This is a genomic window from Rhodococcus sp. 05-2254-6 (assembly GCF_002258565.1).
GTDB lineage: Bacteria > Actinomycetota > Actinomycetes > Mycobacteriales > Mycobacteriaceae > Rhodococcoides.
The window spans coordinates 47,593-66,809 of sequence record NZ_NOZF01000183.1; the positions used below are offsets into that span (position 1 = coordinate 47,593).

Annotated in this window: 21 protein-coding genes; 8 read left to right on the forward strand and 13 right to left on the reverse strand. The window is 64.0% G+C overall.

Annotated features, from left to right (window positions below):
* Positions 1-41: 41 nt before the first annotated feature.
* The 5 genes from CH256_RS25220 to CH256_RS25240 all read left to right on the forward strand — a co-directional run bounded on the left by CH256_RS25220 (position 42) and on the right by CH256_RS25240 (position 5,726).
* Positions 42-473, forward strand: a complete 432-nt coding sequence (locus CH256_RS25220) for a GNAT family N-acetyltransferase (protein ID WP_094671138.1) — start codon at positions 42-44, stop codon at positions 471-473.
* Positions 474-731: 258 nt separating this feature from the next.
* A complete protein-coding gene (locus tag CH256_RS25225; RefSeq protein WP_094640642.1) occupies positions 732-1,418 on the forward strand; it encodes a DUF3159 domain-containing protein in 687 nt (228 codons plus the stop codon).
* Positions 1,419-1,495: 77 nt separating this feature from the next.
* On the forward strand, positions 1,496-2,212 hold the full coding sequence (locus CH256_RS25230; RefSeq protein WP_068049355.1) for a MerR family transcriptional regulator: 717 nt from the start codon (positions 1,496-1,498) through the stop codon (positions 2,210-2,212).
* Positions 2,213-2,251: 39 nt separating this feature from the next.
* On the forward strand, positions 2,252-3,820 hold the full coding sequence (locus CH256_RS25235; protein WP_068049353.1) for an alpha/beta hydrolase: 1,569 nt from the start codon (positions 2,252-2,254) through the stop codon (positions 3,818-3,820).
* Between the two features lie 22 nt (positions 3,821-3,842).
* Positions 3,843-5,726 (forward strand): S9 family peptidase, encoded by a 1,884-nt coding sequence (locus CH256_RS25240; protein WP_094671140.1) that lies wholly within the window; start codon positions 3,843-3,845, stop codon positions 5,724-5,726.
* Here CH256_RS25240 and CH256_RS25245 read toward each other — a convergent pair.
* The 4 genes from CH256_RS25245 to CH256_RS25260 all read right to left on the reverse strand — a co-directional run bounded on the left by CH256_RS25245 (position 5,716) and on the right by CH256_RS25260 (position 9,008).
* A complete protein-coding gene (locus tag CH256_RS25245; RefSeq protein ID WP_094671142.1) occupies positions 5,716-6,462 on the reverse strand; it encodes an EAL domain-containing protein in 747 nt (248 codons plus the stop codon). The genes CH256_RS25240 and CH256_RS25245 overlap by 11 nt on opposite strands.
* Positions 6,449-6,754 (reverse strand): hypothetical protein, encoded by a 306-nt coding sequence (locus CH256_RS25250; protein WP_094671144.1) that lies wholly within the window; start codon positions 6,752-6,754, stop codon positions 6,449-6,451. Before CH256_RS25250 ends, CH256_RS25245 begins: the two co-directional genes overlap by 14 nt.
* Before the next feature lie 19 nt (positions 6,755-6,773).
* Positions 6,774-8,357 carry a GMC oxidoreductase gene (locus CH256_RS25255; RefSeq protein ID WP_094671146.1) on the reverse strand — a complete coding sequence of 528 codons (1,584 nt, stop codon included), beginning with the start codon at positions 8,355-8,357 and terminating at the stop codon, positions 6,774-6,776.
* 78 nt (positions 8,358-8,435) lie between these two features.
* Positions 8,436-9,008, reverse strand: a complete 573-nt coding sequence (locus tag CH256_RS25260; protein ID WP_094671148.1) for a TetR/AcrR family transcriptional regulator — start codon at positions 9,006-9,008, stop codon at positions 8,436-8,438.
* Positions 9,009-9,072: 64 nt separating this feature from the next.
* On the opposite strand from CH256_RS25260, the gene CH256_RS25265 reads away from it, so the two are divergent.
* Positions 9,073-10,377: a carboxylesterase family protein gene (locus CH256_RS25265; RefSeq protein ID WP_231893773.1), complete on the forward strand. Its 1,305-nt coding sequence runs from the start codon at positions 9,073-9,075 to the stop codon at positions 10,375-10,377.
* A gap of 21 nt (positions 10,378-10,398) precedes the next feature.
* On the opposite strand, the gene CH256_RS25270 is transcribed toward CH256_RS25265, so the two are convergent.
* From CH256_RS25270 to CH256_RS25285, 4 genes are all read right to left on the reverse strand, one after another.
* Positions 10,399-10,701, reverse strand: coding sequence for a hypothetical protein (locus CH256_RS25270; RefSeq protein WP_256989545.1), 303 nt, complete (start codon positions 10,699-10,701; stop codon positions 10,399-10,401).
* Between the two features lie 88 nt (positions 10,702-10,789).
* Entirely contained in the window at positions 10,790-11,932 is a 1,143-nt protein-coding gene (locus tag CH256_RS25275) for an NAD(P)/FAD-dependent oxidoreductase (RefSeq protein ID WP_094671152.1), read from the reverse strand.
* Positions 11,929-12,126, reverse strand: a complete 198-nt coding sequence (locus CH256_RS25280; protein WP_068049336.1) for a ferredoxin — start codon at positions 12,124-12,126, stop codon at positions 11,929-11,931. The genes CH256_RS25275 and CH256_RS25280 overlap by 4 nt, the downstream gene beginning before the upstream one ends.
* A complete protein-coding gene (locus tag CH256_RS25285) occupies positions 12,123-13,325 on the reverse strand; it encodes a cytochrome P450 (protein WP_094671154.1) in 1,203 nt (400 codons plus the stop codon). The genes CH256_RS25280 and CH256_RS25285 overlap by 4 nt, the downstream gene beginning before the upstream one ends.
* A gap of 154 nt (positions 13,326-13,479) precedes the next feature.
* Between CH256_RS25285 and CH256_RS25290 the strand changes: the two genes are divergently transcribed.
* Positions 13,480-14,142 (forward strand): TetR/AcrR family transcriptional regulator, encoded by a 663-nt coding sequence (locus CH256_RS25290; protein ID WP_068049335.1) that lies wholly within the window; start codon positions 13,480-13,482, stop codon positions 14,140-14,142.
* 42 nt (positions 14,143-14,184) lie between these two features.
* Here CH256_RS25290 and CH256_RS28240 read toward each other — a convergent pair whose 3' ends face one another.
* The gene (locus CH256_RS28240; protein ID WP_156516152.1) at positions 14,185-14,328 is read right to left on the reverse strand and encodes a hypothetical protein; all 144 of its coding nucleotides are present in this window, start codon (positions 14,326-14,328) and stop codon (positions 14,185-14,187) included.
* A gap of 221 nt (positions 14,329-14,549) precedes the next feature.
* Here CH256_RS28240 and CH256_RS28245 point away from each other — a divergent pair, with 221 nt between their 5' ends.
* Positions 14,550-14,708 (forward strand): hypothetical protein, encoded by a 159-nt coding sequence (locus CH256_RS28245; RefSeq protein WP_156516151.1) that lies wholly within the window; start codon positions 14,550-14,552, stop codon positions 14,706-14,708.
* A gap of 4 nt (positions 14,709-14,712) precedes the next feature.
* Here CH256_RS28245 and CH256_RS25295 read toward each other — a convergent pair whose 3' ends face one another.
* The 4 genes from CH256_RS25295 to CH256_RS25310 are packed head-to-tail and all read right to left on the reverse strand — an operon-like array spanning position 14,713 to position 19,180.
* The gene (locus tag CH256_RS25295) at positions 14,713-15,474 is read right to left on the reverse strand and encodes a lysophospholipid acyltransferase family protein (protein WP_094671188.1); all 762 of its coding nucleotides are present in this window, start codon (positions 15,472-15,474) and stop codon (positions 14,713-14,715) included.
* 44 nt (positions 15,475-15,518) lie between these two features.
* Complete coding sequence (locus CH256_RS25300; protein ID WP_094671156.1) at positions 15,519-16,427, reverse strand: alpha/beta fold hydrolase; 909 nt, start codon at positions 16,425-16,427, stop codon at positions 15,519-15,521.
* Positions 16,428-16,463: 36 nt separating this feature from the next.
* Positions 16,464-18,257, reverse strand: coding sequence for an FAD-dependent oxidoreductase (locus CH256_RS25305; protein WP_094671158.1), 1,794 nt, complete (start codon positions 18,255-18,257; stop codon positions 16,464-16,466).
* On the reverse strand, positions 18,254-19,180 hold the full coding sequence (locus tag CH256_RS25310; RefSeq protein WP_094640631.1) for a fumarylacetoacetate hydrolase family protein: 927 nt from the start codon (positions 19,178-19,180) through the stop codon (positions 18,254-18,256). The genes CH256_RS25305 and CH256_RS25310 overlap by 4 nt, the downstream gene beginning before the upstream one ends.
* Positions 19,181-19,217: the final 37 nt, after the last annotated feature.

Below are 19,217 nucleotides of genomic sequence, written 5' to 3' on the forward strand. Positions count from 1 at the left end.
CCGTGCGAGGATCGTTCTACTCCCCTGACGAAACGGACCTCATGCTCGCCCTCCACCATGCTCCGCTTACGGGCGTAGACCCGAGCACCCTGTACCGCATCATGGCGCTTCGGGTCGCGGTCTTCGTCCACGAACAGAAGATCGTCGACGAGCCCGAACTCGATGGTGCGGACCTACTTCCGACAACGGAGTTGTTCTGGATCCAGGACGAGAGCGGCGAGGTGCTGGCCACCCTCCGCGTCCTCGTCGACGATACGGTCCACATCGGCCGCGTCGCCACCGCGACTGCGGGTCGTGGACGCGGTTATGCCGGCACCCTCGTCGAGGCCGCGCTGGCGGCATACCCCGGGGTGGTCGAAATCTCCGCGCAAGCGCACCTCGAAAACTGGTACGGGCGTTTCGGATTCACTCGAGTGGGAGAGCAATACCTGGAAGCGGGAATCCCGCACGTGAAAATGGTTACCCAGGTCTGAACTGCGTAGTGCGAATGGTGCTCCACTGCAGAAGCCCGAAGCGTGAAATCCCCCGGTTCGGGGCGGCGAGTGGAGCGTGGTGTGCTCGAACGTGAGGGCCACCCACCTGGTCTTCACACTGCCAGAACATGACATCCGTCATGGCCGGCCGATGATGTTGTAATCCGATTCGATGTTTGTGTGCACTGTTGTGCCCCGGTCGCCGAGACGACAGTAGGGGAAGCAAGAGCGAACCGAAGCAGCGACGAGGAGGGCACCATGAACACGCCGGAATCGACATCGGACGACAACAATGAGACGCAGACAGTTCCCGGTCGCAAGACCACTGAAAAGGTCAATGCCACACAGCTTCTGCTCGACAGCCTCGGCGGAACCAGTGGAATGATCTACACCGCCATTCCGGTCGTGGCATTCGTCACCGCCAATGCCCTGGTGTCCCTTCCTATCGCCGTAGGCGTCGCGATCGCCATCGCGCTCGTGATCACTGTTCTCAGGGTCAAGCGAGGCGAGCCGATCGCGCAGGCCAGTGGCGGACTACTGGGCGTCGTCGTCGCAGGCGGTATCGCCGCCTGGACAGGGTCGGCAGGCGGCTACTTCCTCATCGGCATCTGGCTGAGCCTGGCCGGAGCAGCGATGATGCTGGCCTCGATACTCGCCCGACGACCGTTGACCGGAGTGCTGTGGAATGCGCTGCACGGCAACGAGTACGCCTGGCGATCCAATCACTCGGTCATCCGCGCCCACTACATCGCGACGTCGACATTCGCCGTGTTGTTCGGCGCCCGCTACATCGTTCAGGACTGGTTGTACGACACCGACGCCACGGGTTGGCTCGCGTTTGCCCGGATCGCAATGGGCACCCCGTTGCTCGCGCTGGCAGTGCTCGTCACCGTCTGGGCGTTCCGTCGCTCGACAGCGCAATTGGTTCACTCGAACCCCGCGTAAAGAGAAATGGCCCTTGACTATGCCGTTAGGTCACAGTCGACACTGATTCCGACCTGATCGAAACGGAGGAGAGCGACATGGGCTGGAGCACTCGGCAGATAGCCGATCTCGCCGGCACCACCCTGAAGTCGGTGCGGCACTACCACGATGTCGGACTACTCGATGAGCCCGAGCGTGCCTCGAACGGCTACAAGCAGTACGGCGTCACACATCTCGTACGGCTGATGCAGATCAAACGCCTGACCGACCTGGGATTCTCGTTGGCCGACATCGCCGCTCAGGGTGATGGGCGCGACCATCCGGAACAGGCGCTGCGCACCCTGGATGCCGAACTCGGCGCAACGATCGAGCGTCTGCAGCGAGCACGGTTGGAAATCGCGATGCTTCTCCATGAATCCCTTCCGACCGATCTGCCACCCGAACTCGGCTCCGCTGCAGCACATCTGACAACAGCAGACCGACAATTCATCACCTTCGCCAGCACGGTACTGAGCCCGACGGCCCTCGACGCCTACTGCGACCTACTTCGGTCCACTCCGCAGCTGCCCACAGACCCGGAGTTCGACGACCTCCCGGCCGACGCCGACAGCGCCACCACCAGGGATCTGGCGGAACGAATGGCCCCGCATGTTCGTCAGCTGGCGGCTCGTTTCCCGGCATTGTTCGCCGACACCGACGGCGACAGACAACGGGTGACTCGCGCACTCTCCGTCGCCGTGGAAGACCTGTACAACCCCGCCCAACGCGAGGTGCTGCGACAGGTGGCGGCACTCAACGCCACCGATCCCGAATAGAACGTCATCACAACGCAATTCGACAGGAGTCGACCGACCATGCCCCTATTCGCCAACAGGAGAGCGAAACTCTTCGCTGCAGCGTCAGCGTCGATGCTGCTGCTCGGTGCCTGCAGCCAGTCGCCGCCGGAACCGGACGCAGACTCCGAGCCGTCGGCCGATCTGCAGCAGTTCTACGACCAGAGCGTGGCATTCGAGCCGTGTGAAGGCTACGGCACCACCACAACCGACGAGCAACTGTTCGCCAGCGATCCCAGTTTCGAATGCGCCCGCGTGGACGTGCCACTCGACTACGAGAACCCGGATGGGCGCACGGCGCAGATCGCGTTGCTGAAAGCACCCGCCCGAGGCGAGAAAGTGGGCTCGCTCCTGCTCAACTCCGGCGGACCGGGCGGGCCTGGAATGAGCATGGCGGCGTCAGGTGCGACGGCGACGTGGGCGCAGAGCCCGCTGACCGAAAAATTCGATCTGATCGGATTCGATCCCCGCGGCGTCGGTGCGTCCACCCCGGCCATCGACTGCTTCACCGATGAGGAGTACGAGGCAGGACAGGCCTACACCACGGTCCTCACCGGCTCGAGGACCCTCACCGAGGACGGTGCACGGCAGCTGGTGAGCCAGTGCTCCGAACGATCGGGGGGCGACGACGTGCTCGAACACGTCGGCACCCGCGACGCTGCCCGCGACATGGACATTCTCCGGGCCGTGCTCGGCGATGACACCCTGAGCTACCTCGGTCAGAGCTACGGGACACGCCTCGGTGCGGTCTACGCGGAGATGTTCCCCGAGAACGTACGCGCGATGGTTCTCGACGGCGGAATAGATCCGGGGCAGGGCACCGCAGAACGCAGGATCTATCAATACACCAACTTCCAGAAAGCATTCGACGACATGGCGGCGGCATGCGCGAGCGCCCCGGACTGCCCGCTGGGCACCGATCCGAGCCAGGCTGTCGAGAATTTCCAGCAGATCGTCAGACCGCTGATCGACAAACCGATCGTCACCGGCGATGGCCGCATCATGGACTTCGACGCCGCGTACGGTGCCGTGATCGCTGGGCTCTACGACTCCACGGCATGGCCCGTCATCACCGAGGGAATCGCCGAACTGCAAGCAGGACAGGCCGATACGCTTCTGAAGGTCAACGACATCTTCGGCGGACGGGACGCCGACGGCACCTTCCCGAACTTCCCCGAGGCGCTGTACGCGATCAACTGCATGGACGAGCAGCGCAACACCGCAGAACAAGAAGTGGACCTCAAGAGGCAGATCCAAGAGATAGCACCGTTCACCGACGCAGGCCTCGGACCGGAGGGCGCACGCGACCCCTGCGAATTCTGGCCTGCAGAGCCGACTCTCGACATCCCGTACGCCACCGACGTCGACGGACTCCCCGACACCCTGACCATCTCGGTGACCGGCGACCCGTCCACCCCGTACGAGGGAGGCGTCAACCTGGCGAATACCTTGGGCGGCTCGCTGCTCACCGTCGACGGCGAACAACACACCGTGGCGTTCGGTGCAACGAGCCCCTGCGTCAACGCCATCGTCGCGAACTACCTCGTCGACCTCCAATCCCCACCGGCCGACGCCCGCTGCGCTCTGTAGCAGCCGAACGAAAGGACGAATCATGACTGCACCCCCACTGATCTCGGTCGAGGACTTCTTCGGCCCACCTGTTCGCTCCGGTGCCACGATTTCACCGGACGGCAGCAGGATGGCGTTTCTCGCGCCGTGGAAGAACCGTCTGAACGTGTGGATCGAGGACCTGTCGCCCGGCAGCGAGCCACGCTGCGTCACCGCGGACGAGACGCGCAGTGTGCACGATTTTCAGTGGACGGACGACCCCCGCTGGCTGCTGTATCTGCAGGACACCGGCGGTGACGAGAACCACCACGTGTTCCGCGTCGACCTGGAGGATCCCGATGCCGCGGCAGTCGATCTGACGCCGTTCCCCGGTTCCCGCGCGGTGGCCATCGAACCCGTGCGGGGCAGGGCCGGGGTGTACACCGTCCTGATCAACGCCAGGACCCTCGCCGAGTTCGACCTGTACGAAATCGAGATCGCCACAGGTGAACTGACGATGATCCGGCAGAGCCCCGGCGTCGGCCGGTATCCGATGCTCGGTACCGACGGCCAGGTGTTCGCCACCGCGATGACCACGGCCGGCACCATCGACATCACGCGGTTGGACGAATCCGGCGCAGAAACCACGGTGGCGTCGTTCGACGGCACCGACTACCCGCTGGGCATCAGTCCGATGCAGATCACCGCGGACGGTACCGGCATGTGGCTCGGTTCCAACCGAGGGCGCGACTTGGCCTATCTGATCCGCCTCGACCTCGAAACCGGCGAGGAGACCGTCGTCGACAGTCACCCGACACTCGAACTCGACGGTGCGCGACGAGCCGTCGAGCAGACCTCGCCACCGCTGATCTGCGACAGTGCAACCGGCGAGCTCATCGGTGTTCGCTACCTCGGCGAACGCCAGGTGATCCATGCACTGGAACCGGGTTTCGCGGAAATCCTGAAGAATCTCGAGCAACTGTCCGACGGTGACATCGGAGCACTGTCCTCCGATGACACCGGTCAGAAGTGGATCGTCAGCTTCGTCCACGACCGCGACCCGTCCGTCACCTACTACTACGATCACGCCACCGGATCGAGTCGCCAACTGTTGCGCCCCTATCCACATCTGGATCCCGAGAACATGGCCCCGATGGTGGCGGTGAACATTCGGGCGCGTGACGGTCTGACTCTGCCGTCGTATCTCACGCTTCCGGTGGGCGTGGAACCCAAGGGTCTACCGATGGTTCTGGTGGTGCACGGCGGTCCCTGGTATCGGGATTCGTGGAAATTCGATCCCATCGCGCAGATGTTGGCGAATCGCGGGTATGCGGTGTTGCAGGTCAACTTTCGCGGATCGGTTGGATACGGCACAGCGCACACGAACGCCGGGGTCGGTGAATTTGCGGGCGCGATGCACGACGATCTGATCGATGCGGTGGACTGGGCGATCGAGGCTGGGTACGCCGACCACGAGCGAGTGGCGATCATGGGTGGTTCCTACGGCGGCTATGCGGCGCTGGTGGGCGCGTCGTTCACTCCCGACACGTTTGCCGCGGCGATCGACTGCGTCGGCATCTCGGACCTGTCGAACTTCATGCGGACCCAACCGGCCTTCATCGGTCCGGGAATCATCAACAGCTGGCACCGCTTCGTCGGCGACCCCGCCGATTCCGATCAGCTGGCCGACATGCTGGCACGGTCACCGATCTCGAAGCTCGACGCGATACGCGCGCCTCTGCTGATTGCGCAGGGTGCCAACGATCCTCGGGTCGTCAAGGCAGAATCGGACAATGTCGTCGAGCGCCTGAGGTCGCGTGGCGTCGACGTCGACTACCTCGTGTTCGACGACGAGGGCCACGGATTCGTCAATCCGGAGAACAGTATTCGCTACTACCGTGAGGTGGAGAGCTTTCTTGCCGAGCACCTCGGGGGCCTCAGTCTGTAGTGAACCGATCCACCGCTGCAGGGCGACCCAGCCGATAGCCCTGCAGCAGATCGGCTCCGATCGATGTTGCGGCGTGGAGATCGTCGCCTGTCTCGATACCCTCGAACACACAGCGAGCATGGGTCTTTCGTGCAAACTCCAGGATGAGTTCGGCCACCGCTGTTTTGGTCGGGTTGGTGCCCATCTCGTGCACAACGAACGCGTCGAGCTTGATGACGTCGGGTTCGAGCAGCACCAGTCGCCGCAGACCCGCATAGCCCGAGCCCACATCGTCGACGGCGATGTCGACGCCGCCGCGTCTGAGCTCCGCCAATGCCGCCAGCACCCCCACCTCGTAGTCGATGGTGGCGTGCTCGGTGATCTCCACGATCAGGTGCCGTCGTTGTCCGAATTCCACGAGGTGGCCCACCAACCCGAAGTCGGCCACTAGTGTTGCGGCACAGAGATTGACGGCGAGAAACGATCCGCGCGGAAGCTGAGCGGACTCCTTCAGCGCATTCATGACAGCAGACGTGTCGAGCGCTGCCCCGAGTCCACAGTGCACGGATTCGGCAAACCAGCTCTCGGTTGTGCCTCCGCCGTCCGGAAAACGCGACAGAGCCTCGTATCCCTCGATCGCGCCGTCGAGCGCGCGAACGATCGGCTGAAACACGATCGTCGGGCCACCCGAGTCGATGACAGCCCGGATGCGACGCGACGCGTGTCGCCGGTGAGAGGCGTCCCTAATCGGTAGCACGGGCCCGCAAGGGTACGACCGAGCAGAGCGTCATCGACGCTGCATTCTCTCTGATCGATCCGCTCACCGCCGAGGGATCGGACTCTCCGAAACCGAGAAGGAGCGCGTGCAGACGCGTCTCGTCTCGTGGCCAGGTGAGGCCGAAGGCGTCGGCAACGGCGAGATAGTCGTTCACCCGTTGCTCGACGCTCAGAGCGGCATCGATGCGGTTGCGCCGAAGGAACTCTCGCATCGCCCGCCATCGCCAGCGGTCGGCGATCAGTCGAAAGCGCATGGCGCGATACGGGTGCATGGTCTCTTTCTTCCGGGTGTCAGATGACGGTGCCGAGGTCGCGGGCGACGATGTTGTCCAGAGCTCGTTCAGCGAGCGCAGCGATGGTCATGGACGGGTTGCAGGCCGCGGTGTTTCCGGGCATCAGCGCACCGTCGAGAACGTACAGTCCGCGTTGGCCGTGAACGCGGCCGTCGAGGTCGCACACCGGGCCGATGTTGGCCCCGCCCAACGGATGCCAGGTGGACGGGAACAGCGCATTGGTGTCGGTGAGAATGCTGCCGGTCCCGGCGATCCGGCGAACCGTCGGATCGATGGACCCGTCCTGAATGACGGAGTCGCCGTTGGCCGGCCAATGTAGCTGGGCCTGATCTCGCGCCGAGTCGTAGCCGAAGTGGCCACGCCCGTCGCTGACTCCGTATCCGACGAGCATGGTGCTGCGGGCATCGAAGGACAGTGGCGGTATCGATGCCTGGATGACGGTGTGGGCAGTGCGCGGGTCGTCCCAGTTCAAGCTGCCGAACACCACCGGACCACCCTGCGGCGTACCGAAATTCTGCTCGATGCTGGACCACACGTAGATGCGATCGGCGTTGGTGCCCCAGCCCTGACCCAGCTGGTCCGGCAGATCGGGAACGGCCCCGGTGGCGCTCGCGCGAACGAGCATCTTGGTGGTGTTCAGGCTTCCCGCGGCCATGATCAGCGCACCGGTGGTGAGAATCTTGTTCTCCAACACCGTTCCGTCGGAATCGATTCGGTCCACGTGGACGATCCAGCGGCCGTCGGCGGCGCGCTCGACATGCGTGACGTGGTGCTGCGTCGCCACGGTGGCCAGGCCGGTCGCCTCGGCGGCTGCGATGTAGGTGACGTCGACAGAATGCTTGCCGCCGTTGTTCACTCCAAAGGCACCGGTCCCGTTGGTGTACGACGGCGTCATCACCCCGCGCGTCTCGTCGAGGGCGTAGTTCCAATCGATCGGCATCGGAATCTTCGACACCGGCAGTCCCGCCCGACGCGCATTGTCCGCAAACACCCGCGCCGCTCGGTAATTGGGAGTGTCGATCAACTCATCGGGGGCCTGCGCGAGCTGCAGCATTCGCGCGACGCGGGGGTAGTGGACTGCGTTCAACCTCGTCCAGTCGAGCTCGGCCGGAAAGTGTGCCTCGAACACCGCCCGCGACGGCTGCAAGCTCATCCCCTGATAGATCAGGGATCCACCGCCCACACCCGCGGCGCACAGCGCGGTCATGTTGTCTCCGGGAACGGCCTCGAGCAGTCCGACGTACGGATCGAACGGAACCGGCCTACCGAACAGGTTGGGGCTGGAGCCGTACCACAGCATCCTCTTGTCCGGCGCGGTCGCATTGGGGAAGGTATCTGCATTCGGCCCTGTGGGCCAACGTCTTCCGCGCTCGAGCACCAAAACGGGAATGCCGGCCTCGGCCAGCCGCAACGCTGCGACGCCACCGCCGAATCCGGAGCCGATCACGACCACCCGATGGTCTTCCCGGGTGAGCGGAATGCGAGTTCTGACCCCTGCCCGGGCCACCCCGGTACCCGCGACTGCGGCCAGGCCGGCAACTGCAGTTGCGCCCAGAAATGACCGACGATTCAGATTCGACACGTTCCCCCCAGGGTTGCGGACAGCACGCATCAAGACTCAAGTCACACGCGCGCCGTGCAAAACTAGACAGATGTGTCCTCAGGTGTCAAGTTTTGGAGGCTGAGCAAACGGCAGAACGGGAATCAACCACCGCTCCAGGTAGCGACGCAAACCGTCGTCCTCGTGAATGGCGGGGTCGTCGAACAGGATGACCGACAGCGCGACCCGTACGAGGACTCCGTCGATACCGTCGAACTGCGCGGAATCGAATCCTGGATTGCGCTCGACGTATCCGTCGAGGAACTGACGAACCACCGGTAGCGCACGCTCCATCATGTCCGCGTCGAACAGCGGATTCGCATTGCCCGAGCGCAGCAACGAATTCAGAACCGGTTCGCGCCGAATGAGATGGCGTGCGGCGACGATCGTCTCGACGATGAACTGCGTCGGAGTCTCGGCCTGATCGGCCTTGTCCCGTATCCCACCCATGACATCGACGACCAGTCCGATCATGGCCTCGGAGATCATGTCCTCGCGGGTGGTGACGATCGAGTACACCGTCTGACGCGTGACACCAGCAGCACGAGCCACCGCCGCGATCGTGACGCCCTCGAAGCCGGACTCGGCGATCAACCTGAGCGTGGCGTCGAGAATCTTCTGCTTGGACCGCATGGTCCGATTATGACGCCACGGGCGAACGATATGCTCACACTGTTCGACACAGGGGGTTCTGGATTTGAACGACGACATGACGGCCGCGTCGACGCGGCAAACGATCACCGGTACGACCAGCGGAGACCTCGACGTGATCGAGGCCGACGGTTTGATCCACGCACGGGGAATTCCCTACGCCACCGCCACGCGCTTTCGGAAGCCACAACCGGTGAACACCCCGGGGACGAAGCGCGACGCCACCCGCCGCGGCCCGGCCTGCATTCAGATTCCGTCCCGGCTCGACAACGTCACCGGTCCGATAGTCGACACACTCGACCAGAGCGAGGACTGCCTCGTGCTGTCGGTGACCGCTCCCGTTGCGGCCGAGGGACTTCCGGTCATGGTGTGGCTGCACGGTGGCGGCTACGTCTCCGGCGGCGGAGAGGCCGAGAAGTACGACGCAGACCACCTCGTCCGGGAGGGCGTGGTGGTCGTCAGCGTCACCTTCCGTCTCGGCGGTTTCGGCTACCTGACTCCGAAAGACACGGGGGACAGCAACATCGGTGTTCAGGATCAGATTGCCGCACTGCACTGGGTGTCGACCAACATCGCTCGATTCGGCGGTGACCCCACCAACGTGACCCTGTTCGGTCAGTCCGCGGGCGGCGATGCCATCCTCTCGCTGATGGCATGCGAGGCGGCCGCAGGGCTGTTCACCAGAGCAATCGTGCAGAGCGCACCACTCGGATTGCGATCGGGCCGTTCGGCTCTCTACAACACCGCAAGAAAGGCTTTCGCAGCTCGTTTCTCCACGGACCCGGCCACCGCACCTGCGTCGGATGTCCTGGATGCAGAGCGTGCCGTGACACAGGCTGTGCGCAGGTTCGGTGCCGCGGGCGGAATGCCGTTCGGGCCGGTTGCTCACCTCGAGCCCCTCTCCGATGACCCCGACGCCGCCCTACGCGACACTGCCACTCGCGTCGAACTGCTGATCGGCCACACCAGAGACGACGCCGCCCCGTTCGTGGACATCGTGTCGAGCATGCTGTGGCTCAACAGGTTCGGCGTCGTCAGTTCGGTACTCACCGCTCCGGTGGTCCGTCTCGTCACCAACCTGCTGTTCGGCGTGGATTCGATGGTGAAGATGTGGCACGGTGCCGGTGGTCGGGTCGCGTCGTACCGCGTCGACTGGGCACCGAAAGGTGCTCCTCTGAGGGCGTGCCACTGCATCGAATTGCCGCTGCTGTTCGGTGAGGCATGGTCGGACGCACCCATGCTGGCGGGCAACACGCCGCCGTCGGAGTTGGCCGCCAGGGTCCGTCGAACATGGGCAGCCTTCGCCAGAGACGGAGTGGCTGGGCTGCCTGCGCGCTCACTGGTGTTCTGAGCGGCTCTCCCTCTTCGACCGTCAGAGCTGAGTGTCGGCAAGGACACCGGCAATAGCGAACCCTCCGGCGATGGCGCACCCTGCCACCCGCGTCCGCTGAGGCAGGTACGCGGTCAGGGCGAAGGCACCGGTATCCCAGACATCGACTGCCACCCCGGCGCGCAGCAAGGGGCGCACCAACTTCGGTGCATACATGGTGGCCGCAAACAGTCCGCCTCCGATGTAGATCTCGCGAATTCCAAAGGTGCGGGCGGCAGCTCGCGTGGTCGCCACGGCCGCGTCGGGCCCGGCGAGGAGTTCGTTGGCGCGAGTGGGCGCGATCATATGAGCGATTCCGATTGCGGCACGGCCTATTCCGACAATCTCGGGAAGGCGTCGTACAAGTGTTGAGCCAGTAGCCATGAATACTTCCTCAGGTAGTGGAGAGAGTGTTCTCGCGAGCCAACCGTCGGAGCAGACCGACGGGCTTCTTGATGCCGAATGCGACGATGGTGGTGCGGCCGTCCTCATGGCTCCACTGCAGCAGGGCAGATCCGTCGTCGACGGATCCCTCCAGAACGGTCGGATCTCCCTGCAGGGGTAGAGGACCGACGACTTTGATGGACAGCCCCAGGATTTCGGTCCAGAAGTAGTCGTCGGTGGGTGCGCAGGTCGGTTCGATGCCGAGCGCGGAGGCTGCGGCAACTTTGCCCTGCGCAACGGCATTGGACCAGAACGGTGCTCGACGGGACGCTGTGCGCGAGTACGCGACATCCCCGGCCGCATAGATGCCGGGAATGTCTGTAGCGCAACGGTAGTCGATTCCGACCCCGATCCGGTCCGCGATGCCGGTACTGTCCAACCAACCGGTCTGCGGCTCGTCACCGGCGCAGGTGACAACGAGGTCGGCAGTCAGCGTCCGATCTGCGAACTCGATACCCGTGACGGGATCACCCACCAACGCGACAGGGGTGTCCGCACGAACGAACTCGACCGAGGCAGCCTCGGCTCGCGCGACTATCGCGTCGGACAGAAAGGAACCCAGGAGTCGTTGCAACGGTGGATCCACATCGACGACGGTCACCGCAATTCCGCGTGCAACACAGGCACTGGCGACCTCCATGCCGAGGAACCCTGCACCCACCACGATCGCAGTCGACGCCTCGTCCAGTGTCGGACGCAGGGCACGGACGTCCGCGAAGGTCCGCAGCACCGTCTCACCCGACTGATCCGGACCGGCGATGCGCCGGGCGGACGCTCCCGTGGCCACGATCAGAGCGTCGTAGGGAACGTCGATTCCAGCAGTCGTGGTGACCATTCGTCGTGTGGCATCCAACGACACCGCCGGATCGACGATCGCCGTGACGTCGAGATCGGAGAGATCCCACGTCTCGGCCTCGGCCGCTTCACCTTTGAGCATATGCTTCGACAACGGCGGTCTCGCGTAGCAGCCGTCGGCGTCGGCACCGATCATGACGATCGAACCCCGGTGCCCGCGGGCGCGGAGCTCACGGGCGGCGGTGCACCCGGCGATGGAGTCTCCGACGATGACGATACGACGGTCGGTGGCGCTCACTTGCTCTCTCGGAGAGCTGCCACGGGACACGCTCCGATCGCCGAACGTGCCGTGGAGGCAAGGTCGTCGGGTATGTCGCCGCCCTCGAAGGCGTAGCGAAGCTCGCCCTCGTCGTCCAGGCTGAAAACCTTGGGAGCTTGATCGGCACAGATTCCGTGCCCTTCGCACCGATCCCAGTCGACGTCGATTCTCATTGCGATGTCCTCTCTGCAGCCACCAGTTTCAGTGGGAGTTGTTCGTATCGGTGCATGACGTTGTTGACGGCCCTCTTCGGTGTTCCCGACGAGACGATTCGTTCGACCCGGCGCGCGAGCACCCGGAGCATGGTCTGCGCTTCGAGACGCGCCAATCCTTGACCGGCGCAGCCGTGCGTGCCCGAGCCGAAGCCGAGTTGGCGAGCCGCATCGCGGGTGATGTCGAAGGCGTCGGGGTTGTCCCATTCCCGCTCATCTCGGTTCGCCGACGCGTAGATCACCAGCACACGGGCTCCTGCGGGAATTCTCGATCCGCTGATATCTGTGTCGCGCACAGCCTTTCGAGAAAATGCTCGAATTGGTGACTCGTACCGGACCACCTCGTTGACGGCGTTGGGAATCAGGTCCGGGTTCTGCCGTATCGCCTGCCATTGCTCGGGATGCCTTGCGAACAGGTCCAGCGCGCCGGAGATAGCTCCGATGGTGGTATCGAGTGACGGTCCGAGGTAGTCGATCATCATTGCTGGGCACGCCGACTTCTCGAGTCGGTTGTCGTCGGCGGCGATCAGCACGTCCTCGCCCATACTTCCGGGTAGGACCGACCGCTCGCGCACCACCCGCTTCGAGAAACTCAGCATCTCGGTGGCGGCCTTCACCGCGGTGGCGGAATGCCGATTGACAGGCCCCAGTGAGTCGAAAGTTGCTCCGGCCCATCGCAGAAGGTCCTCGCGGCCATCCTCGGGCCAGCCGACGAGGTCAGGGACGATCGACATGGGCAGCGCCGTCGCGAGTTCGTCGACTCCGTCGACGAACTGTTTGCTCAACGCGACGTCGACGATGCTTTCCGCCTTCTCCGAAATTGCCGTGGTCATCTTCCGAACCGCCCTCGGAGTCAGGCGGTGAGCCAGAACCGCGCGCTTCGATGCATGATCGTCGCCATCGCTGTTGAGGGTCGTGCCCCGGCCGAGCCGGTTGGCGATGGGGTTGAGCGCGACGCCGTCACCCGAGATGAAGGTCTCGTCGTCGAGGAGCACTTCCTTGCACTCGGCATACCGAGGGACCGCGAACACCTGCTGACCCGGTAGCCACACCACCGGGCCGAGCTCCCGCAATCTCGCATAGTGCGGGTAGGGATCGAGAATGGCGTCGGTGGAGTAGATGTTCCTGCGGTACTGGGGAATCGACACGTCGGTTCTCATCAAGTCCTCGATGTGGCCACGGATCCGACGACGTTCGTCAGACATTGACGATATCGTCACTCACCGCACCTCGCCCAGTCAAGCATTTTTGACGAATTCGTCAATATTTGTCGCGATAGGCTGCTCTCGCCACCTTCCAGAGCAGGAGCACACCGTGACCGAAGGCAACCGTGTCGAGCGCCGCAAGGCCCGCACCAGAGCCGCTCTCGTCAGGGCCGCGCAAGGGTTCCTGGCGAGCGGAAACACCAACGCGCCCGTTCTGGAAATAACCCAGGCCGCCGAGGTCAGCAATGGATCTTTCTACAATTACTTCGAGAGCAAAGAAGAGCTGTGGCAGGCGGCCATCGACGCGGCCCTCGAATCCGCCGGCGACTTCCTCGACTCGCTCACCGTTGGTCTGGACGACCCCGTCGAGAAATTCACGCAGTCCTTCCGATTGTCCGGACGACTGTTCCGCCTCGAGCCGGAACTGAGTCGCGTTCTGCTCAACTCCGAGGCTGCGGCATTCGCCGCAGCCGGCGGCCTGGCACCGCGTTCACGCCGCGATATCGAATCGGCCGCCGCCCAAGGGCGATTCGATGTGGACGACGCAGATGTCGCACTCGCCATCGTGGCCGGCTCCCTGCTGTCGATGGGTCGACTGCTGCTCGCCCAACCCGATCGCGACGAAGCGACAACCGTGGACGACACGACGCAGCGCGTGCTCCGAGCGCTCGGGATCTCCGCCGACGAGGCCGAAACCCTTTGCAGCCGCGAGCTTCCGACGTCTTACAGCGGCGGAGTGCACGCAGCGATCGACCCCGCAGCCCAGCCGTAACGAACGCGGGAAAAACAGGGCAGACGTGCGGTGGTCGTACCGTCAGGCTCTGTGATGACGCGCGCGGGCGTGCACAGGCACCTCGACGGGAACCGATACGTCAACGGGTTCGACCGTCCGATCGCCACCGCGCGTGCTCATCTTCATGAAGTTCTGCAGTTCGTCGTGGATAGGTGTGTCGGTCATGAGACTCGACCTTCTCGACCTACGATCCGCAGGTCGGTTCGGTTTCGCTGAACCATTGTGTGCGCTGGACGAGCGGCGTGACACCGACACTACGGCGTTCCTCCCACGCGGTCCACGCTGCGCCGACCATCGTGGACCAGAACTCCGTTGCTATCGACGGGCGAGGGGCTCGGGGTCTACTGTCGCTCCCACGTCGACATGACCTACAGGATCGAGTCCGAGTGCTCACCTACAGTTTCAACCTCGACTATCGGGGAGTGTGTCCCATCTGCGACCAGGTCACGTTGGGCGAGAACGTCGTCGATTCACCGCTGGTGGGACCGGCCAACAGCCGCATCTACGCCTCGTGTGAAGCGTGCGGATGGGAAGGACCGGGATGACGGCTCAGCCGATCACCGGCAGGCGATCCTTCGTCAATTCGTCGAGTTCAGCCTGCATCGCAGAGTGAACGCGATGTGCGAAGTCCTCTGCGGACTCGTCGGGCTCGGGACGCATCGGCGCGAGAACCGACGTCTGCAGCTTCGTCGGTAGCGGGAGATACGGAAGCAACCCGACTACCCCGAAATTCACGCCCCAGGGAATGGATACCGACAGCGGCAGCGTCTTGACGCGAAATGCCGTCTTGTTCAATCGGAGCGCCTTGGCGATGCGACGACCACTGCTGAGGACGAGGAGTGACTCACCCGCGCCCGCGGTCACGACCGGAACTATCGGCACCCCGGCTTCCATCGCGAGACGCGCGTAACCACTGCGTCCGGCGAAGACGATTTCGTTTCGGTGCCGCCACGACTTCAGTGCATCGAGGTCGCCGCCGGGAAAGACCAGAACATTGTGTCCCTGCTCGAATGCGTCGAGAGCGTTCTCTCGCGCGGCCGGCCGCGCGCCGAACGGCTCGAGCATTTTCCCGGCACGCAGTGTCCACGCGATCTGGTGCGTCAACGCGATGATCTCCCTGGACAGGTTCAGATCGTCGTACGCAGCCGAGAACGCGAAGACGTTCAGATCGATCACTCCGCCGAATCCGTGATTGCACACGAACAGCACGGGCTCGTCGGGAACCGGTTGCGCCACGGACACTTCGAGGCGGTTGTACAGACGGACCGCATTGATGCCCATGGCCCGAATCGCGCGAGGTACTTTGTGCATGCGCGCACTGTATCGGGGACCGCCCGCATCCGTATCGGGATCCATCACGTCCGGTCGTTCAGAAATGCCTCGAGTTCGGCGAGGAATCGCTCGGGCATCTCGATGTGGGGCCAGTGACCTGTTCCCTCGATATCGACCGACGAGGCAGCGGGAACCGCCTTCAGGAAACGCTCGACGTCGGACAGCGGAGAGAGGGGGTCTCCCGGTCCCCTGATGATCCGCGTCGGACACGTGATGCGGTGCAGACCGGCACTGGGATCGCTCGCGAAGGTCGACAGCAGGGCAGGAAACGACCCGGTTGCGCCCAGTTTGGCCATGACCTGTTCCATCACCTGCGGGTCCAGCTGTCGCGGTGCCTCCACGAACGGTCCGAGCACCAAAGACAGCGCAGTGGGCGAATGCGCAACTCTGCGGGCGAGGCGTGCAGGAAGCGGCATACCGATCGTGACCAGTTCCATCAGAAGCGTTGCCACCGAGCGTGGTTGGTTGCGAAAGGTCTTGACCGGGCTTCTCGCCAGGCCGGTGAGCGACAGAATGGGTCCACCGGTGATGACGAGTCGCTCGACCAGATCGGGACGCTCGATCGCCAGCCGGGTGGCCACGATGGAGCCCATCGAATGCCCGACGACGGTCGCTCTCGGTACCTCGAGCGCATCGCACACCGCCGCCACCGCACGCGCCATGCCCTCGAAACTGACACCGGCACGCGAGAATTGCGAGTCGCCGAAGCCCGGAAGATCGACTGCGATCGCACGATGCGTCCGCGCCACCTCCGGCAGGATCTCGACGAACCAACGCCAGCTCGCCGCGATTCCGTGGAGAAATATCACCACCTCGTCGCTGCCGCTCGGGTTCAGATCGACCAAGCGAATTCGTTTGCCCTCCACAAGAATGTCCCGTGTCGCGCCCTGCCAATCGATGCTCTGCCAACGTACCCGGTCGGGATGGGGCATTGTCTCTCCATCTCTCGTGCGACGCTGCGCAGACAGTCAGATCCGGGACCGAGCGACGTCGTACACGCTGCGCCACCGTGTCTCGAGGAAATCGGCCAGCGCCGTTCCGGCCTCGCTCGCCGAACCTGTCGTACGCCAGGCAACATGTCCGTCGGGTCGCACCAGTACCGCCCCGGAATTACCTACCTCGTACAGGTCGATCAACCGGTCACGATCGTTGCCCGACGGCGCGTCGGCCGCAACCATGACCACCCCTGGGCCGCCTGCGTCGAGCTCGGACACCACCGGATCCCACTCGCGACCGGCAAATGTCAGCAGCATCAACTTGTTTCGATCCAGAGTGTCGTGCGCATCCACCGACGTGCCGTTCACCGACAGGACCGCGTGCGGGAGGCGGGCACCCGGGTACGTGGTGGGCAGGTAATCCACCACGTCTTCGGCAGGCTTGGCCGCAGGATCCTGCGCGATCAACGGACCGGCGTAGAGATAGCCGAACTGCAAGCCGATCGAGACGAAATGCTCCACCTGACCCGGAATCGCTTCGGCGATCTCGCGGCGAAGCCGAGCCGAACCGGGCGCGCCGGGGTTCACCTTCTGCGAGCGCGCCATCTGCCGCCGTGTCGCCCCCGCCGCCAGCGGCGCGATCAACTTTCCTGGAATCTTGTTCAGCGGTGGACGTCCCATCACCTGTGTCGCCTTCGCCAACATCTTGTTGGTGATGCCCACCCTCTTGCCGATGTCGTCCATCCGGAAATGGTTCGCCACACTCTGCTCGGCGAACTTCTCCACCACCGGGCGGCGTTCCGTCTCGTAGGTGTCCAACAGGGAATCGGAGGCGTCGCCCGACAGCACCGCGTCGAGCTTCCATGCCAGATTGTGGGCGTCCTGAACACCCGAGTTCAGGCCGAAACCGCCGGTGTGCGGAAACCGGTGCGCTGCATCGCCGAGCAGGAACAACCGACCTTGTCGAAACGCATCGGCGGTCTGCGAGGTCATCACCCAGGTTCCGGTCGATTCCAGATCGAACTCGTGATCGCCCAACACCTTCGGCAGTGTGCGCAACCAGAACGCTCGACTGTCCTTGGCGATCTCCTGCTCGGGACGCAGGTAGGCGGTCATCAGAATGTATCGATGGTCGGCGTGCGCGATCATCACGCCGCACAGCTCGGGCGTGTAGATCCAACTGAGCAGCGGCCGAGCATCGTCGGGGAAGAGCGTCTTCGAGGTGAAGAACGCGCTACCCATGTTTGCCAGCACCGGTCCGGTCAGGCCCACCCCGGTACCGTCCCGGGTCGCACTGTTGGCACCGTCGCACGCGAGCACGTACTGGGCCTCGATATCGGTGATGCCACTCGCGCAATGCCCACGCACACGAGCGCCGGACGAGTCGGATTCGACGGACTCGACGGCGCATCCGCGCCTGAACTCGACCAACGGTTCGGCGTCGAGCGCATCCCACAGGGCCGGCATCAGCAGATGCTGACCGATGTGCGAGACCAGGAACGGGCTCTGGCTCTCGACGATGGCCTTGCGCTCGGGGTCCGAGAGCAGGTCGATCGAACCGATGGCCTCGTCCGCGAGATCGCCGTACCAGCTGATGAGATTGACCGTCTCGTGCGGTGGCGACATCGCAGCGATGGAGCGGGCCAGCTCCGGGCTGTACTCGTTCCAGATCTCGAGGGTACGAGCATTGATCACGTGCGCGGCAGGATGGAACAGCGGCGCACCTCGTCGCTCGAGCACGACGCTGCGAATCCCTCTACGTGCCAACAGCAATGCGGCGGTACAGCCGGCCGGTCCCGCCCCGACCACGACGATCGGCGCAGTCATCGGACTACCGTCTCCTGAGTTCCCAGATCGATGGTCCCATCGGTGGTCTTGATACCGGCGGTGATCACGTCGTCCACCGAGAGATACTTCGGATTCTTCGCCTGCCGGGCGAAGAAGAACTTCCACTTCAGAGCCGGTGGAATCAGCTCACCGATCTTCTGCACCACCCTCGGCGGCGCGGAAATGGCTGTCCCGATGGGAGTTCCGGTGAGGAGGACGTCACCGGCGGTCATGTTCTGAAAACGGGCCAACCTGGTGAGCGCCTCGGCCGGCGGAGTGATGAGGTCGTTGCCGATCGTCTGGTCCTGGCGGGTCTCGCCGTTGACGGCCAGCGTCATGTGCAACTCGGGGATGCGGCGAAGCTCGTCGTTGTCGAGCAACACCAACCTCGGGCCGAGCGGGGTGAACGTGGGATACGACTTGCTCTCGTAGACCTGGACTTTCGTCAGCTGGATCTCACGAGCGGATACATCGTTGGCCACGACCACACCGGCCACGTAGTCCGAAAGGTTGTCGTCGGTGACCGTCGTACCGATCGGGATCTCGGCACCGACGACGATTCCGAGTTCGATCTCGTAATCCAGCAGCGCTACCTCGGCCGGTTGACGAATGGGATCGAACGGGCCGGAGACCGACGCCGAGGACTTACGAAAGAACGTCGGCTGCAACGTGTTCGGGTCGGAGCCGGCATCGATCGCGTGGGATCGATAGTTGAGCAGCTGCGCCACCACCCGGCACGGCGTGGTGATCGGAGAGACGAGCTCGAGCTCGCCGACACTCGTACCCGCACCCGACGCACCCGTGATGGCACCGCGGTCGGCGAGAAGTTCGCGGGTGGTCTGGGCCTCGGTGTCGATGCGGATTGCACGGTCGCCGTCGAGACGCCACCAACCGTCGACTGTTCGAACTACGTTGACAGACATGTGATTCTTCCTCCCCCTCGTTGGATCAGCAGCTTGT

Coding starts and splice junctions, on each gene's coding strand:
- CH256_RS25220 (WP_094671138.1), top strand. CDS start 42: ATGCTCGCCCTCCACCATGCTCCGCTTACGGGCGTAGACCCGAGCACC.
- CH256_RS25225 (WP_094640642.1), top strand. CDS start 732: ATGAACACGCCGGAATCGACATCGGACGACAACAATGAGACGCAGACA.
- CH256_RS25230 (WP_068049355.1), top strand. CDS start 1,496: ATGGGCTGGAGCACTCGGCAGATAGCCGATCTCGCCGGCACCACCCTG.
- CH256_RS25235 (WP_068049353.1), top strand. CDS start 2,252: ATGCCCCTATTCGCCAACAGGAGAGCGAAACTCTTCGCTGCAGCGTCA.
- CH256_RS25240 (WP_094671140.1), top strand. CDS start 3,843: ATGACTGCACCCCCACTGATCTCGGTCGAGGACTTCTTCGGCCCACCT.
- CH256_RS25250 (WP_094671144.1), bottom strand. CDS start 6,754: ATGCACCCGTATCGCGCCATGCGCTTTCGACTGATCGCCGACCGCTGG.
- CH256_RS25260 (WP_094671148.1), bottom strand. CDS start 9,008: ATGCGGTCCAAGCAGAAGATTCTCGACGCCACGCTCAGGTTGATCGCC.
- CH256_RS25270 (WP_256989545.1), bottom strand. CDS start 10,701: ATGATCGCGCCCACTCGCGCCAACGAACTCCTCGCCGGGCCCGACGCG.
- CH256_RS25280 (WP_068049336.1), bottom strand. CDS start 12,126: ATGAGAATCGACGTCGACTGGGATCGGTGCGAAGGGCACGGAATCTGT.
- CH256_RS25285 (WP_094671154.1), bottom strand. CDS start 13,325: ATGAGAACCGACGTGTCGATTCCCCAGTACCGCAGGAACATCTACTCC.
- CH256_RS28240 (WP_156516152.1), bottom strand. CDS start 14,328: ATGACCGACACACCTATCCACGACGAACTGCAGAACTTCATGAAGATG.
- CH256_RS25295 (WP_094671188.1), bottom strand. CDS start 15,474: ATGCACAAAGTACCTCGCGCGATTCGGGCCATGGGCATCAATGCGGTC.
- CH256_RS25300 (WP_094671156.1), bottom strand. CDS start 16,427: ATGCCCCATCCCGACCGGGTACGTTGGCAGAGCATCGATTGGCAGGGC.
- CH256_RS25305 (WP_094671158.1), bottom strand. CDS start 18,257: ATGACTGCGCCGATCGTCGTGGTCGGGGCGGGACCGGCCGGCTGTACC.
- CH256_RS25310 (WP_094640631.1), bottom strand. CDS start 19,180: ATGTCTGTCAACGTAGTTCGAACAGTCGACGGTTGGTGGCGTCTCGAC.